The organism is Sinorhizobium fredii USDA 205 (assembly GCF_001461695.1).
Taxonomy (GTDB): Bacteria; Pseudomonadota; Alphaproteobacteria; order Rhizobiales; family Rhizobiaceae; genus Sinorhizobium; species Sinorhizobium fredii.
This window is the reverse complement of record NZ_AUTC01000045.1, coordinates 137,186-152,943: the sequence shown is the minus strand read 5'-3', so window position 1 is coordinate 152,943 and position 15,758 is coordinate 137,186. Positions and strand designations below refer to the sequence as shown.

General features: G+C 63.8%; 10 protein-coding genes. All 10 read left to right on the top strand.

Annotated elements, in window-relative coordinates:
- Positions 1 to 200 precede the first annotated feature (200 nt).
- The 10 genes from N181_RS06610 (at position 201) to N181_RS06565 (ending at position 15,752) form a co-directional block, all read left to right on the top strand.
- Positions 201 to 1,079, top strand: coding sequence for a transglutaminase family protein (locus N181_RS06610; RefSeq protein WP_037394246.1), 879 nt, complete (start codon positions 201 to 203; stop codon positions 1,077 to 1,079).
- Between the two features lie 174 nt (positions 1,080 to 1,253).
- The gene (locus N181_RS06605; protein WP_037394216.1) at positions 1,254 to 2,495 is read left to right on the top strand and encodes a vWA domain-containing protein; all 1,242 of its coding nucleotides are present in this window, start codon (positions 1,254 to 1,256) and stop codon (positions 2,493 to 2,495) included.
- 266 nt (positions 2,496 to 2,761) lie between these two features.
- A complete protein-coding gene (locus N181_RS06600; protein WP_081318981.1) occupies positions 2,762 to 5,227 on the top strand; it encodes a glycogen/starch/alpha-glucan phosphorylase in 2,466 nt (821 codons plus the stop codon).
- Positions 5,224 to 7,434 (top strand): 1,4-alpha-glucan branching protein GlgB, encoded by a 2,211-nt coding sequence (gene glgB / locus N181_RS06595; protein ID WP_037394213.1) that lies wholly within the window; start codon positions 5,224 to 5,226, stop codon positions 7,432 to 7,434. Before N181_RS06600 ends, glgB begins: the two co-directional genes overlap by 4 nt.
- Positions 7,435 to 7,547: 113 nt before the next feature.
- Positions 7,548 to 8,810 carry a glucose-1-phosphate adenylyltransferase gene (gene glgC / locus N181_RS06590; protein WP_037394210.1) on the top strand — a complete coding sequence of 421 codons (1,263 nt, stop codon included), beginning with the start codon at positions 7,548 to 7,550 and terminating at the stop codon, positions 8,808 to 8,810.
- Positions 8,811 to 8,821: 11 nt separating this feature from the next.
- On the top strand, positions 8,822 to 10,264 hold the full coding sequence (gene glgA / locus N181_RS06585; protein WP_040961719.1) for a glycogen synthase GlgA: 1,443 nt from the start codon (positions 8,822 to 8,824) through the stop codon (positions 10,262 to 10,264).
- Positions 10,265 to 10,269: 5 nt separating this feature from the next.
- Positions 10,270 to 11,898 (top strand): alpha-D-glucose phosphate-specific phosphoglucomutase, encoded by a 1,629-nt coding sequence (locus N181_RS06580; RefSeq protein ID WP_037435179.1) that lies wholly within the window; start codon positions 10,270 to 10,272, stop codon positions 11,896 to 11,898.
- Positions 11,899 to 12,152: 254 nt separating this feature from the next.
- Entirely contained in the window at positions 12,153 to 14,117 is a 1,965-nt protein-coding gene (gene glgX / locus N181_RS06575; protein WP_037394194.1) for a glycogen debranching protein GlgX, read from the top strand.
- 77 nt (positions 14,118 to 14,194) lie between these two features.
- Positions 14,195 to 14,683 carry a MaoC family dehydratase gene (locus tag N181_RS06570; RefSeq protein ID WP_014329813.1) on the top strand — a complete coding sequence of 163 codons (489 nt, stop codon included), beginning with the start codon at positions 14,195 to 14,197 and terminating at the stop codon, positions 14,681 to 14,683.
- Positions 14,676 to 15,752 (top strand): DUF2332 domain-containing protein, encoded by a 1,077-nt coding sequence (locus N181_RS06565; RefSeq protein WP_037394191.1) that lies wholly within the window; start codon positions 14,676 to 14,678, stop codon positions 15,750 to 15,752. The genes N181_RS06570 and N181_RS06565 overlap by 8 nt, the downstream gene beginning before the upstream one ends.
- Positions 15,753 to 15,758 lie beyond the last annotated feature (6 nt).

The following is a 15,758-nucleotide window of genomic DNA, read 5'->3' as shown; positions in this document are numbered from 1 at the left end:
AACCCCTCCCTACAAGGGGGACGGGCTTTCTCTGCCGAACCCACCCCACCTTCCCGTCAACCTTGGTGCTGGACGCCAGTTTGGAATGACAGGCGAGCGCCGCGGCCACCGGGCCCCTCCCCCTTGTGGGAAGGGGTTGGGGAGGGGTCATTGTGGCAAACGAATACCGTATCGTGATCCAGCGAAGGGCGGCACTTCCCATGCTCTATGACATCAACTTGAGGATCACCTACGGCTACGAGGTTCCGGTGAGCGGCGGGCGCCATCTCGTGCGCGTGTTGCCCGCCTCAATTCCGGGCCGACAGCGCCTCATCGCCGGCTCCGTCACGTTCCAGCCCACGCCGGGCGAGCGGTCGGAGAGCGTCGATTTCTTTGCCAACGCCACCACCTCCATCCTGTTCCGCTCGGTACACGAGAACCTGGTCATTCGCATGCAGGCGCGCGTGCAGGCCGAGGCGACGGAGCTCACCGCCGATTTATCGCCGCCTCTGGCCGGCCTGCCCCCGCAGCTCGCCTCCTGCTGGGCGATCGATGTAGAATCGCCGCACCATTTCATCGGCCCGAGTCCGCTACTGCCGGAGGCTGCGGAAATCGCCGCCTATGCGCGCGAGATCGCCGGGGAAAACATGACGGTGCGTCAGATCGGCAGCGCCATCTGCGAGCGCATTCACCGCGATTTCGTCTACGATGCCGAAGCGACGACCGTGACCACGACGCCCGCCGAAGCCTTCAGGCTGAAGCGCGGCGTCTGTCAGGATTTCACGCATGTGATGATCGTGGCGCTGCGCAGCCTCGGCATCCCCGCCGGCTATGTCAGCGGGTTCCTCAGGACCCTGCCGCCGCCCGGCAAGGAGCGGCTTGAAGGTGCCGACGCCATGCATGCCTGGGTCCGCTTCTGGTGCGGCACAACCGGCGGGTGGATGGAACTCGACCCGACCAACAATATTCCGGCAGGCACCGATCATATCGTCGTCGGCCATGGCCGTGACTATGGCGACGTGGCGCCGGTCATCGGTGTGCTGAAAAGCTACGGCAGCCACACAACCGAACAGGCCGTCGACGTCATTCCCGTGGAATGACCTGAAACAGTACAATTCGCACCGTTTTCGCACAGTTCGGCCTCGCCGAATGCCCCCAGAAGACATGGGCTTTCTGGCAGTTTCGCTAAGATTGCAGCGATCGTCTCAACGGGACCGTAACGCATCACCGCTAGTGTCATAGGCGAAAAGCTACAACGTGTGGGGGTGCGAAACATGAGAAGACGGTCCATGATCGGCCGGTCCTTCATCACGATGCTCAAGGACCGGGGCGGCAATTTTGGAATGATGACGGCGGTCGCAGCGCCGCTGCTTCTCGCAGCCGGTGGCGTTTCGATCGACATGGCCAACATGCTGATGACGAAGAACCAGCTGCAGGACGCGACCGACGCGGCCGCCCTTGCGGCGGCCTCCGCGCTTGTCTCCGACGAACAGCCGGATATCGCGGCAGCCAAGGAGATCGCCCGCAAATTCCTGAAGACCCAGGCCGGCGGCACCACGACGCCCGATGCTCCGGCCGACAGCGGAGACGGAGCCTCCTCCGGCGCTGCGTCGTCGACGCCAACGTGGGACGACGTCAACACGCTCGAGGTGAACATCACCGAGACACCCAACGGTACGAAAGGAAAGATCTTCCAGGTCACCGTCATCAACAAGCACGTCATCGAGTTCAACGCCATGACGCGGCTGCTCGGCACGGATTCGATCGAGCTCGAAGCCAGCTCCACGGCGGAAAGCGCGACCGAGAGCAAGAACGCGCTGTCGATGTACCTGGTCCTCGACCGATCCGGCTCGATGGCATGGAAGACGAACACAATCAACACGGCAAAAAAGAGCTGCCCCAACTATACGGAGTCCAACTGGAGCAGATACCCCAATCTTTGGGCGAGCAGTCCCTGCTACGTCACCAAGATCGACGCTCTGAAGACTGCCGTCACCGACCTGCTGGCGCAATTGCTGGTCGCGGACCCGGATCAGATCTATGTCCGCACCGCCGCGATCTCCTATAATTCTGTGCAAGACACCGCGGGAACACTCGCCTGGGGTACGAGCGGCGCCGCGGCTTATGTCAATGCGCTCGTCGCAACCGGCGGCACGGCATCGGCTGGCGCCTTCAAGACCGCCTACCAGAAGGTCATCGCGGAGACGGAAAAAACGGCGCACGCCGCCAAGAACGGCCAGGTTCCGTCGAGGTACATGGTCTTCATGACCGACGGCGAGAACAATTACGCCAATGACGACACGGTCACGAAGCAATGGTGCGACACCGCTAAGGCCAACAAGGTCGAGATCTATAGCGTCGCCTTCATGGCGCCGCCGCGCGGCCAGGCGTTGCTGAAATACTGCGCCTCCTCCACCTCGCATTATTTCGAGGCCGAGGAAGTCACAGACCTTGTCGCGGCCTTCAAGGCCATTGGCGAACGCGCCGCGGCAGTGGTTTCCCGCCTGACGAAATAGCCGGCCTCAACAGCAGGCCCCTTAAGACCTGGGATGTCGGGCCTGAATTAGTCGTTTTGAAATGCCGTCCGGCCTCTGCCGGACGGCATTTTTCTTCCTGCGAAACTATTGAAATAGAAGCCTAACTGCATCCGCGCCCGGCGTCGCAGTGATCTAATCCATTTAAAAACACCTGTTGCAAGCGCTTCGGATCGATGCATAAATGCCTTTTCCAGGCCGGTTCGGCCTACGGTTTCCTGAAATGCAACAAGGGTTTGACAGTTCTCATGATGAATCGGCTCTCCACCAACGAACTGCCGCAGCCGGCCCTGAGATCCTCCGAACCGGGCCAGCTTGCCGTCGAGATTCTCGAGCGCCTCAAATACCGCATCGGCAAGGATCCGAAGGTCGCAAAGCCGCATGACTGGCTGACCGCCGCCATTCTGGTCGCCCGCGACCGGATCACCGACAAGTGGATGGACTCGACGCGCAAGACCTATGCGACGGGGGCGAAGCGTGTCTACTACCTTTCACTCGAATTCCTCATCGGCCGGCTGATGCGCGACGCCATGACGAATATCGGCCTGATGGACGAGATGCGTGATGCGCTTGCCTCGCTGGGCGTCGATATCGACGTTGTGGCGCAGCTCGAGCCCGACGCCGCGCTCGGCAATGGCGGCCTTGGGCGCCTTGCCGCCTGTTTCATGGAGTCGATGGCAACCGTCGATGTCCCCGCCTATGGCTACGGCATCCGCTACATGCACGGCCTGTTCCGCCAGCAGATGGCCGACGGCTGGCAGGTCGAACTGCCCGAAACCTGGCTGGCCCACGGCAATCCCTGGGAATTCGAGCGGCGGGAGAGCTCCTACGAGATCGGTTTCGGCGGCAGCGTCGAGACGGTCAATATCGACGAGGAAGTCCAGCGCTACGTCTGGAAGCCGGCGGAGCGGGTGATCGCCACCGCCTTCGACACGCCGGCCGTCGGCTGGCGGGCAAAGCGGGTCAACACGCTGCGGCTGTGGGCTGCGCAGCCGATCGATCCGATCCTGCTCGACGCCTTCAACGCCGGCGACCACATCGGTGCGCTGCGCGAGAGCAACAAGGCGGAGAGCCTGACACGCGTGCTTTATCCGGCCGACGCCACGCCGGCCGGCCAGGAACTGCGCCTCCGACAGGAATACTTCTTCTCCTCCGCCTCGCTGCAGGACATTCTGCGCCGGCATCTGCAGCAATATCCGGACTTCACGTCGCTGCCGGATGCGGTCGCCATCCAGCTCAACGATACGCACCCGGCGGTGTCCGTCGCCGAACTGGTGCGCCTGCTGACCGACATCCACGGGCTCGGTTTCGAAGAGGCCTGGGACATCACCCGGCGGACCTTCGCCTATACCAACCACACGCTGCTGCCGGAAGCGCTCGAAAGCTGGCCGGTGCCGCTCTTCGAGCGGCTGTTGCCCCGCCACATGCAGATCGTCTACGCGATCAATGCGAAAGTCCTCATCGAGGCGCGCCGGCAAAAGCATGCAGCCGACGAGGAAATCCGCTCCATCTCGCTGATCGACGAAACGGGCGAGCGGCGGGTGCGCATGGGCAATCTCGCCTTTGTCGGCTCACATTCGATCAACGGCGTCTCGGCGCTGCACACCGACCTGATGAAGGAGACGGTGTTCGCCAACCTGCACAAGCTCTATCCGGACCGCATCAACAACAAGACCAACGGCATCACGCCGCGCCGCTGGCTGATGCAGTGCAATCCCGGCCTGTTCGGTCTCATCCGGGACGCGATCGGCGACGAGTTCATGGACAACACCGAGGCGCTGCAGGCGCTCGACGCCTTTGCCGACAAGGCGGACTTCCAGGAACAGTTCGCCGCCGTCAAGCGCGCCAACAAGGTCAAGCTGGCGAAGGTGGTCCAGGCGAGCCTCGGCATCAGGCTCGATCCGTCGGCGATGTTCGACATCCAGATCAAGCGCATCCACGAATACAAGCGGCAATTGCTCAACATCATCGAGGCCGTGGCGCTCTACGATCAGATCCGCTCGCATCCCGAGCTCGACTGGGTTCCGCGCGTCAAGCTCTTCGCCGGCAAGGCGGCGCCGAGCTACCATCACGCCAAGCTGATCATCAAGCTCGCCAATGACGTCGCCCGTGTCATCAACAACGACCCGGCCGTGCGCGGTCTCCTGAAAATCGTCTTTGTCCCCAACTACAACGTCTCGCTGGCCGAGGTGATGGTTCCTGCGGCAGACCTCTCCGAGCAGATCTCGACCGCAGGCATGGAGGCATCGGGCACCGGCAACATGAAGTTCGGCCTCAACGGCGCCCTGACCATCGGCACGCTCGACGGCGCCAATGTGGAGATGCGCGACTGGGTCGGCGAGGAAAACATCAAGATCTTCGGCATGACCGCCGAGGAGGTGGCGAAGGCCCGGGCCGAGGCGCACAACCCGCGTGCTGTCATCGAGGGCTCGCGCGAGCTGTCGCAGGCGCTTCAGGCGATTGCCTCCGGCGTCTTCTCGCCGGATGACCGCAACCGCTTCGCGGGACTTGTCGACGGCCTCTACAACCATGACTGGTTCATGGTCGCCGCCGATTTCGAAGCCTATGCCAAGGCGCAGCGTGAGGTCGACAAACTCTGGACCACTCCGTCCGACTGGTATTCGAAGACGATCCGCAACACCGCCCGCATGGGCTGGTTCTCTTCCGACCGCACGATCCGGCAATATGCCGGTGAAATCTGGAGAGCCGGATGACGTCACCGCCCGGCAAGGACGAAACGCCCGCTGCACCAGGCTTTCTGCCGGCGCAGGAAATCGAGGCAATACTTTCCGGCACCCACAGCGACCCCTTTGCCGTTCTCGGCGTTCACGCATGCGGCAAGAGCTATGTCGCGCGCTGCTTCGTTCCCGGCGCGGCGACGGTGGTCGCGGAGACCCTGTCCGGCAACGACGTCGGAGCACTTGAGCGGCGCCACGACGCGGGGTTTTTCGAAGGTCCCGTCGCGCTCCGCAAGGCGCAGCCGGTCCGCTACCGGGCCCGCAATCCGGGCGGCGAATGGGTCGTGGTCGATCCATACAGTTTCGGTCCCGTCCTTGGGCCGATGGACGACTACTACATCCGCGAAGGCTCGCATCTCAGGCTCTTCGACAGGCTGGGGGCCCACCCGATCTCGCACGACGGCGCCGAAGGCTTTCACTTCGCCGTCTGGGCGCCGAACGCGCGGCGCGTCTCCGTCGTCGGCAGCTTCAACGACTGGGACGGGCGCCGCCACGTCATGAGGCTACGCGCCGACACGGGCATCTGGGAAATCTTCATCCCCGGCGTGCCGATTGGCGTCCCTTACAAATACGAGATTCTCGGCAACGACGGCACGCTGCTGCCTCTAAAGGCCGATCCGTTCGCCCGGCGCTCGGAGCTCCGCCCCGACACCGCATCGGTAACCACGGGCGAAATCGCCCAGGTCTGGGACGACGAGGCGCACCGGCGGCACTGGGATGAAGTCGATCCGCGCCGGCAGCCGATTTCCATCTATGAGGTCCATGCCAGCTCGTGGCAGCGCCGCGACAACGGCGACATGCTCTCCTGGGACGAACTGGCGGGACGCTTGATCCCCTATTGCGTCGACATGGGCTTTACCCATATCGAATTCCTGCCGATTTCCGAATTTCCCTACGACCCGTCATGGGGTTACCAGACCACCGGCCTTTACTCGCCGACCGCGCGCTTCGGCGAGCCGGAGGGCTTTGCCCGCTTCGTCAATGGCTGCCACAAGGCCGGCATCGGCGTCATTCTCGACTGGGTGCCGGCGCATTTTCCGACCGACGAGCATGGCTTGCGCTGGTTTGACGGCACGGCGCTCTACGAGCACGAGGATCCACGCCAGGGCTTCCATCCCGATTGGAACACGGCAATCTACAATTTCGGCCGGGAGGAGGTCGCCGCCTATCTCGTCAACAACGCCCTCTATTGGGCCGAGAAGTTCCATGTCGACGGCCTGCGCGTCGATGCGGTCGCGTCGATGCTCTATCTCGACTATTCGCGCCAGCATGGCGAATGGGTGCCGAACGAATATGGCGGCAATGAAAATCTCGAGGCGGTCCGTTTCCTGCAGACGATGAACAGCCGCCTCTACGGCATCCATCAGGGCGTCCTGACAATCGCCGAGGAGTCGACCTCCTGGCCGAAGGTCTCGCATCCGGTACACACCGGCGGGCTCGGCTTCGGCTTCAAATGGAACATGGGCTTCATGCACGACACGCTGCAATATCTGTCGCGCGAGCCGGTGCACCGCAAGTTCCACCACAACGACATGACCTTCGGGCTCATCTACGCCTTCAGCGAGAACTTTGTCCTGCCGCTGTCGCATGACGAGGTCGTGCACGGCAAGGGATCGCTGATCGCCAAGATGGCCGGCGACGATTGGCAGAAGTTCGCCAATCTCAGGGCCTACTACGCCTTCATGTGGGGCTATCCCGGCAAGAAGCTGCTGTTCATGGGGCAGGAGTTCGCCCAATGGCGCGAATGGTCGGAAGAGCGCCAGCTCGACTGGAACCTGCTCGAATACAACCTTCACGAAGGCATGCGGCGGCTCGTCCGCGACTTGAACGGCACCTACCGCGCAAAGCCGGCGCTGCATGCGCGCGACTGCGAGGGCGAGGGCTTCGAGTGGCTGATCGCCGACGACCGGGACAATTCGGTCTTCGCGTGGCTCAGAAAGGCGCCGGGCGAGAAACTGGTCGCGGTCGTCACCAACTTCACGCCCGTCTACCGGGAGGATTACGACGTGCCGCTGCCGGTCGCCGGGCGCTGGAAGGAAATCCTCAACACTGATGCGGAGATCTACGGAGGAAGCGGCAAGGGCAACGGCGGCGCCGTGCAAGCGGAAAAGAGATCGAACGGAAGGACGATGGCCACCATCACGCTGCCGCCACTGGCGACGCTGATGCTGGAGCAGGATTGAGGAGCAGTTCCGGCCGGCACCGCCGGCGGACAGGCATAGAGAATCATGGGGCCCGCGAGGCGTCGCAGAATGCTGCCGGGCGGTCCCCGAAGAACTGATCTTGGGGAGGACAAATGGTGGAAAAACGTACGCAACCTCTGGCCCGTGATGCCATGGCCTATGTTCTCGCCGGCGGCCGCGGCAGCCGACTGAAGGAACTGACCGACCGGCGCGCCAAGCCGGCCGTCTATTTCGGCGGCAAGGCGCGCATCATCGATTTCGCGCTTTCCAATGCGTTGAATTCCGGTATCCGCCGCATCGGCGTGGCGACCCAGTACAAGGCCCATTCGCTGATCCGCCACCTGCAGCGCGGCTGGAACTTCTTCCGCCCCGAGCGCAACGAGAGTTTCGACATCCTGCCGGCCAGCCAGCGCGTCTCGGAGACGCAATGGTATGAAGGCACCGCCGATGCGGTTTTCCAGAACATCGACATCATCGAGGATCATGGCGTCGAGTACATGGTGATCCTCGCCGGCGACCACATCTACAAGATGGACTACGAGCTGATGCTGCAGCAGCACGTCGATTCCGGCGCCGATGTGACGATCGGCTGCCTGGAAGTGCCGCGCATGGAGGCGACGGGCTTCGGCGTCATGCATGTCGACAACGAGGACCGCATCATCGCCTTCGTCGAGAAGCCGGCCGATCCACCCGGCATCCCGGGCAACCCGGAGATGGCGCTGGCCTCCATGGGCATCTACGTCTTCCACACCAAGTTCCTGATGGACATGCTGCGCCGGGATGCTGCCGATCCGAAGTCGAGTCGCGACTTCGGCAAGGACATCATCCCCTATATCGTCGAGCACGGTAAGGCGGTTGCCCACCGCTTCACCCACTCCTGCGTCCGTTCGGATTTCGAACGCGAGGCCTACTGGCGCGACGTCGGCACGATCGACGCTTACTGGCAGGCCAACATCGACCTCACCCATATCACGCCCGAGCTCGACATCTATGACAGCACCTGGCCGATCTGGACCTTCTCCGAAATCAAGCCGCCCGCAAAATTCGTCCACGACGACGAAGACCGCCGCGGCTCGGCGACCTCCTCGCTCGTCTCGGGCGATTGCATCATCTCCGGTGCGGCGCTCAACAGGAGCCTCCTGTTCACCGGCGTCCGGGTCAATTCATACTCCCGACTCGAAAATGCCGTAGTTCTCCCCGACGTGACGATCGGGCGGCATTCGATTCTGCGCAATGTCGTCATCGACAGCCGGGTCGTGATACCGGAGGGGTTGGTGGTCGGCGATGATCCGGTGCTCGACGCCAAGCGCTTCCGCCGGTCCGAGAACGGCGTCTGCCTGATCACCCAAACGATGATCGACAAGCTGGGAATGTAGGTCTGCCGCATATGAACATCCTGTCCGTTGCGTCCGAGGTCTACCCGCTGGTCAAGACCGGGGGGCTCGCCGATGTCGCCGGCGCGCTTCCCGCGGCACTTCTTCCCCACGGCATCCGCACCCGCACCCTGCTGCCCGGCTACCCGGCCGTGCTCCACAAGCTCAAGAAGCCAAAGGCGGCCGGCCGCATCGCCAATCTGTTCGGCCACCCGGCGACCATCCTGGCGGCCGAATTCGACGGGCTGGACCTGCTCGTCCTCGATCAACCGGCGCTCTACGACCGCGACGGCGGACCCTATCTCGATCCGACCGGGCGCGACTATGCGGACAATTTCCGCCGCTTCGCCGCCCTGTCGCTCGCCGCCGCCGAGATCGCCGGCGACGATGTCGTTCCCGGCTGGAAGCCGGATATCGTCCATGTCCACGATTGGCAGGCGGCGCTGACACCGGTTTATATGCGTTTCGGCTCGGCACGGAACATGCCGACGGTGCTGACGATCCACAACATCGCCTTCCAAGGCCAGTTCGGCGCTTCGGTCTTTCCCGAGCTCTCCCTACCGCCCGAAGCCTTCTCCGTGCCGTTCGTCGAATATTACGGCGATGTCGGCTTCCTCAAGGGCGGCCTTCAGACGGCGACGGCGATCACTACGGTCAGTCCTTCCTATTCGCATGAGATCCTGACGCCGGAATTCGGCATGGGAATGGAAGGGCTTCTGGCAAGCCGCGCCATGGACCTGACCGGGATCGTCAACGGCATCGATGTCGATACTTGGAACCCCGAGACGGATCCCCACATTGCCCGAAACTACGGTCCGACCGCCATCAAGCAGCGAGCCGCCAATCGCAAGGCTCTGGAAGAGCGTTTTGGCCTGGACGCGAGCCGCGGTCCGATCTTTTGCGTCATCAGCCGGCTCACCTGGCAAAAAGGCATGGACCTCTTGGCCGAAGCGGCCGACGATATCGTGACGCTCGGCGGCAAGCTTATCGTGCTCGGTTCCGGCGACAGTGCGCTCGAGGGGGCGCTGATGGCCGCCGCCTCGCGTCACCGCGGCCGTATCGGCATGGCGACCGGCTACGACGAGCCGCTGTCGCATCTCATGCAGGCGGGTTCCGACGCGATCCTCATCCCCTCGCGCTTCGAGCCCTGCGGCCTGACGCAGCTCTATGGTCTGCGCTATGGTTGCATACCGATCGTTGCCCGCACCGGCGGCCTGACCGACACGGTCATCGACGCCAACGAGGCGGCGCTGTCGGCCAGGGTCGCGACTGGCTTCCAGTTCCGCCCGGTCACCGCCGACGGCTTGCGCCTTGCGATCCGGCGCGCAATGCGTGCATACAGCGAGCCGAAAGTGTGGGCGCGGCTGCAGAACCAGGGCATGAAGTCCGACGTTTCATGGGCCAAGAGTGCGGAACGCTACGCGTCGCTCTACTCCGGTCTTCTCGCGAAAGGCTAAGACAGATGATAAAAACCGTCTCCACCAACCCCTATGGCGACCAGAAGCCCGGCACTTCGGGCCTTAGGAAGAAGGTCCCGGTCTTCCAGAAGAAGAACTATGCCGAGAACTTCATCCAATCCATCTTCGATTCGCTCGAAGGCTTCCAAGGGGAGACGCTGGTGATCGGCGGCGACGGCCGCTACTACAACCGCGAGGTCATCCAGAAGGCGATCAAGATGGCGGCGGCGAACGGTTTCGGCCGCGTGCTCGTCGGCCGCGGCGGCATTCTGTCGACGCCCGCCGCCTCCAATGTCATCCGCAAGTACAAGGCCTTCGGCGGCATCGTGCTGTCGGCAAGCCACAACCCCGGCGGCCCGACCGAGGATTTCGGCATCAAGTACAATGTCGGCAATGGCGGTCCCGCACCGGAAAAGGTGACGGATGCGATCTTCGACCGCACCAGGGTGATCGACAGCTACAAGATCGCCGACGTCGCCGACGTCAATCTGGACGCCGAGGCATCGCATCAGGTCGAGAACATGACGGTGACGGTCATCGACCCGGTCGCCGACTATGCCGAGCTGATGGAGAGCCTGTTCGACTTTGTGGCGATCCGCAAGCTGATTGCCGGCGGCTTCCGCGTCGTCTTCGATGCAATGAGCGCCGTCACCGGGCCCTATGCCAAGGAGATCATCGAGAAACGGCTCGGCGCACCGAAAGGCTCGGTGATGAACTTCATCCCGCTGCCGGACTTCGGCGGCCATCATCCGGACCCGAACCTCGTCCATGCCCGCGCCCTCTACGAGACGATGATGGCGCCCGACGCGCCCGATTTCGGCGCCGCCTCCGACGGCGACGGCGACCGCAACCTGATCATCGGCAAGGGCATCTTCGTCACTCCCTCCGACAGCCTGGCGATCCTTGCCGCCAATGCGCATCTGGCGCCCGGCTATGCCAAGGGCCTTGCCGGCATCGCCCGCTCCATGCCGACGAGTGGTGCGGCCGACCGCGTCGCCGAGAAACTCGGCATCGGTCTCTACGAGACGCCGACCGGCTGGAAGTTCTTCGGCAACCTGCTCGACGAGGGCCTGGCGACAATCTGCGGCGAGGAAAGCGCTGGCACCGGATCCAACCACGTACGCGAGAAGGACGGGCTCTGGGCCGTGTTGCTCTGGCTCAACATCCTGGCCGTCCGCAAGGAAAGCGCGCTCGACATCGTCCGCAAGCACTGGTCGACCTACGGCCGCAACTATTATTCGCGCCATGACTATGAAGGCGTCGATACGCATGCGGCAAACGGCCTGATCACCGCGCTCAGGGACAAGCTCGCCGGGCTGCCGGGCAAGGGCTTCGGCGCGCTCACCGTCGAGACCGCCGATGATTTCTCCTACAACGATCCGGTCGACAAATCGGTGAGCAACAACCAGGGCATCCGCATCCTCTTCCAGGGCGGATCGCGGGTCGTCTTCCGCCTCTCCGGCACCGGTACGTCCGGCGCGACGCTGCGCGTCTATATCGAACGCTTCGAGCCGGATCCGACCCGCCACGACCTCGACACGCAGCAAGCGCTGGCCGACCTGATCGCCGTCGCCGAAGACCTCGCCGAGATCAAGACGCGCACCGGCCGCGAGGAACCGACCGTCATCACCTGAGGCGCTCTCTCAAATCCTCCGCTGGTGCCCCAGTTCACCCCCCTCTGGCCTGCCGGCCATCTCCCCCACAAGGGGGGAGATCGGATGCGGCCCGCCCTGTGCGAATGATGAGGCTTCCTATTCCAAGCCGTTCGACCCGGGCGAGGGTTCGCCGCGAGTCGATCTCCCCCCTTGTGGGGGAGATGGCCGGCAGGTCAGAGGGGGTGGACGGCGGCACTGATTTCAACTGTAAAATCAAAAAGGGAAGCGCCTTCATGCCGACGACCGGAATCCCACCTCTCGGCGTTACGCGCACGCCAGACGGAACCCGCTTTGCCGTCTGGTCCCACAATGCCGCCCTCATCGATCTCTGCCTGTTCGACAAGCAGGGCGACAAAGAACTGCGCCGCCTGCCGATGGCGCGAGACGGCGATGTCCACAGTATCACCCTTGCCGACGTGCCGCTCGGCACCCGCTATGGCTTGCGTGCGGAGGGCGTCTACTCGCCCGACCACGGACTGTGGTTCGACCCCTCCAAGCTGCTCGTCGACCCCTATGCCGTGGAACTCGACCGCCCCTTTCGCCACGATCCACGGCTGACGGTGTTCGGCGGGGAAACGGCCGACCTCGTGCCGAAGGCGATCGTCACGGACGTCAAGGCGGTCAAGACGAAGCCGCCGCTGTTTGAGCCCGGTGGCCTGATCTACGAGGTCGCCGTCAAGCCGTTCACCATGCTTCATCCGGGCATTCCGGAAAAGAAGCGCGGCACGCTGGCCGCCCTCGCCGAGCCGGTCGTCATCGAGCACCTCACCCGCCTCGGCGTGTCCGTCGTCGAACTGATGCCGATCGTCGCCTGGATCGATGAGCGGCACCTGCCGCTGCTCGGGCTCCACAATGGCTGGGGCTACAATCCGATCGCGCCGATGGCGCTCGATCCGCGCCTGGTTCCCGGCGGCGTCAAGGAGCTGCGCAACACCGTCGAGGCCCTGCACAAGGCCGGCATCGGCGTCATCCTCGACCTCGTCTTCAACCATTCCGGCGAGAGCGACCGCTACGGCACGACGCTTTCGATGCGCGGTCTCGACAATCTCGCCTATTATCGCCATGTCACCGACCGGCCGGGCGAGCTCATCAACGACACCGGCTGCGGCAATACCATCGCCTGCGATCACCCGATCGTCCAAAGGCTGATCCTCGACAGCCTGCGCCATTTCGTGCTGGCCGCCGGCGTCGACGGTTTCCGCTTCGACCTTGCCTCCATCCTCGGCCGGGACATGGGCGGTTTTCACCGCGACGCAGCCCTCTTCGCGGCGATCGTCGCCGATCCGCTGCTGTCGGACCGCATCCTGATCGCCGAGCCTTGGGACACCGGCCCCGGCGGCTATCAGCTCGGCAATTTCCCGCACCCCTTTCTCGAATGGAACGATCGCGCCCGCGACGATATTCGCCGTTACTGGCGCGGCGATCGGCACGCCGTCGGGGCGCTCGCCACCGCGCTTGCCGGCTCTTCCGAGACCTTCTCGCGCTGGGGCGAGACGACGACGCGCAGCGTCAATTTCATCGCCGCCCATGACGGCTTCACGCTCTTCGACCTCGTCGCCTATGCGCGCAAGCACAACGAGGCGAATGGCGAAGGCAATCGCGACGGGCACAACGAGAATTATTCCTGGAACAATGGCGCCGAGGGCGCGACCGAGGATCCGGAGGTCGTTGCGGCGCGGCAGAACGATGTCATGGCGCTCGCCGGCAGCCTGTTCGCCTCGCGCGGAACGATCATGCTGACGGCGGGGGACGAAGGCGGTCGCAGCCAGCACGGCAACAACAATGCCTATGCACAGGACAATACGACCACCTGGCTCGACTGGGAGGCGCTCGACCAGCAACTCGTCGACCACACGGCTGCGCTCTCCGCCATGCGCCGCCGCTTTGGCGTCTTCGCCGACACGACCTTCTTCACCGGACAGGGCGACGTCACCTGGCTGCGGCTCGACGGCCGTTCGATGACTGTCGAGGATTGGGAACACCCGGCGACCGACAACTTTATCATGGTGCTGGCGACCGGGGATCGGCAACAGCAGCGATCGACCCGGCTCGCCGTGGTCATCAACCGCGGCCATGCGTCGCACCCCTTCAGGCCGCCCCCGAGCCTCGACGGCGAATGGCGCGACGCCCTCACGGGCGTGGCGCTGCCGGCCGCCGCCGCGGCGCGTTCAGTCACCTTCCTGGTCGAGGTTTTCTAAAGTTTTACCGCCACTTGCTAGATATTGCCCGGCCAGCCTATAGATCAATAGGGAGGCCGCTGGTTCAGGACAATCTCATGCCGCAAGACATTTCACTTTCCGACGTAAGAGATCTGATCGGCAAAGAGATCGGCGTATCCGACTGGATCACCGTTTCCCAGAAGACCATCGACAATTTTGCCGAGGCGACGGGCGACTTCCAGTTCATCCACACCGATCCCGAGCGCGCGGCGGCCGAAACACCCTTCGGCGGCACGATTGCGCACGGCTTTCTGTCGCTCTCGCTGCTCTCGGCAATGAACTACAATTGCCTGCCGAAGATCCGCGAGCAGACGATGGGCATCAATTACGGCTTCGACAAGGTGCGCTTCATGGCACCCGTCAAGAGCGGCGCGCGGGTGCGCGGCCGCTTCACCATGGCCGATGCCCGCTTCCGCGGCGCCGGCATGCTGATGATCACCTATGACGCGACCGTGGAGGTCGAAGGCGAACGCAAGCCGGCTCTCACCGCCGTGTGGCAGACGATCATCCAGTTCGACCCGAAGGACCGGCCGGCCGATGCCTGACGGCCGGCCGGCCGAGACCGTCCGCGGTGCATTTCGCCGCCAGGCGAAAGCCTGCGAACAGCTCGGTTCGCCCTTCACGGCGCGCCTCTGCCGGCTGGCCGCAGATTGCCTGAACGAGAAAACCGCGGTCGGGTGCCGCGTTCTCAGCTGGCCGGGCGATCCATCCGCCGACGGCGACGCACTGGCGCTCAGGCTGTTTGGCGCCCTTCACGCTCTTGTTCTTCTGCATCGCGACGAGGAACTGCAAGGATGCTATCCGCCCAATCATGCCGATGACGCCGCACTATGGTCGGCTTGCGAGGGCGCCCTTGCGAGGCATGCGGATTTCATTATCGAGAGGCTTGGCTCAGCACCGCAAACCAATGAGGTGCGCCGCTCCGGCGCATTGCTTCCGGGCTTCCTGACGATCGCACACCTTTTCGGAATGCCACTTGTCCTCTCCGAGATCGGCGCCAGCGCCGGCTTGAACCTCCATTGGGATCGCTATCGCTACGCTCTGCCGAACGGTGACTGGGGCGACGAAACTTCCGCGGTCGTCATTGCGCCGGACTGGGCGGGTCGACCGCCGCCGATCGGGCCCATCGACATTGTGGAGCGCGCCGGTTGCGATCTCAATCCACTGAACCCGGCGGACGAGAACGATCGGCTGCTGCTGCTCTCCTATATCTGGGCCGACCAATTGGACCGGCTCGATCGAACGAGGAAAGCATTGGACATCGCCGCATCCGAAGCCAGGCTGGTCGAGCGCGCTGAGGCAATCGACTGGCTGAAGGTGCGGCTGGCAACGAGCTTTCCCGGCGCCCTTCACGTCATCTATCACTCGGTCGCCTGGCAATACCTGCCGGCGACTGCCCAGAGGCAAGGTGAGGCTTTGATTTCCGCCGCCGGCGTGGCGGCGACTGACGAGGCGCCGATCGCCCGGCTGCAGATGGAGGCAGACGGCCAAACGCCCGGAGCGGCATTGTCGCTCCAGATATGGCCGGGCGGTGAAAAGCACCTCATCGGTCGCGCCGACTTCCACGGCCGATGGGTCGCATGGGAAGGCTGGTCGGCAAGCAGCAGACTGTGACAGCGT

Bases quoted from the DNA above. Each gene is read 5' to 3' on its own strand.
- N181_RS06610 (WP_037394246.1), top strand. From the start codon at position 201: ATGCTCTATGACATCAACTTGAGGATCACCTACGGCTACGAGGTTCCG.
- N181_RS06605 (WP_037394216.1), top strand. From the start codon at position 1,254: ATGAGAAGACGGTCCATGATCGGCCGGTCCTTCATCACGATGCTCAAG.
- N181_RS06600 (WP_081318981.1), top strand. From the start codon at position 2,762: ATGATGAATCGGCTCTCCACCAACGAACTGCCGCAGCCGGCCCTGAGA.
- glgB (WP_037394213.1), top strand. From the start codon at position 5,224: ATGACGTCACCGCCCGGCAAGGACGAAACGCCCGCTGCACCAGGCTTT.
- glgC (WP_037394210.1), top strand. From the start codon at position 7,548: ATGGTGGAAAAACGTACGCAACCTCTGGCCCGTGATGCCATGGCCTAT.
- glgA (WP_040961719.1), top strand. From the start codon at position 8,822: ATGAACATCCTGTCCGTTGCGTCCGAGGTCTACCCGCTGGTCAAGACC.
- N181_RS06580 (WP_037435179.1), top strand. From the start codon at position 10,270: ATGATAAAAACCGTCTCCACCAACCCCTATGGCGACCAGAAGCCCGGC.
- glgX (WP_037394194.1), top strand. From the start codon at position 12,153: ATGCCGACGACCGGAATCCCACCTCTCGGCGTTACGCGCACGCCAGAC.
- N181_RS06570 (WP_014329813.1), top strand. From the start codon at position 14,195: ATGCCGCAAGACATTTCACTTTCCGACGTAAGAGATCTGATCGGCAAA.
- N181_RS06565 (WP_037394191.1), top strand. From the start codon at position 14,676: ATGCCTGACGGCCGGCCGGCCGAGACCGTCCGCGGTGCATTTCGCCGC.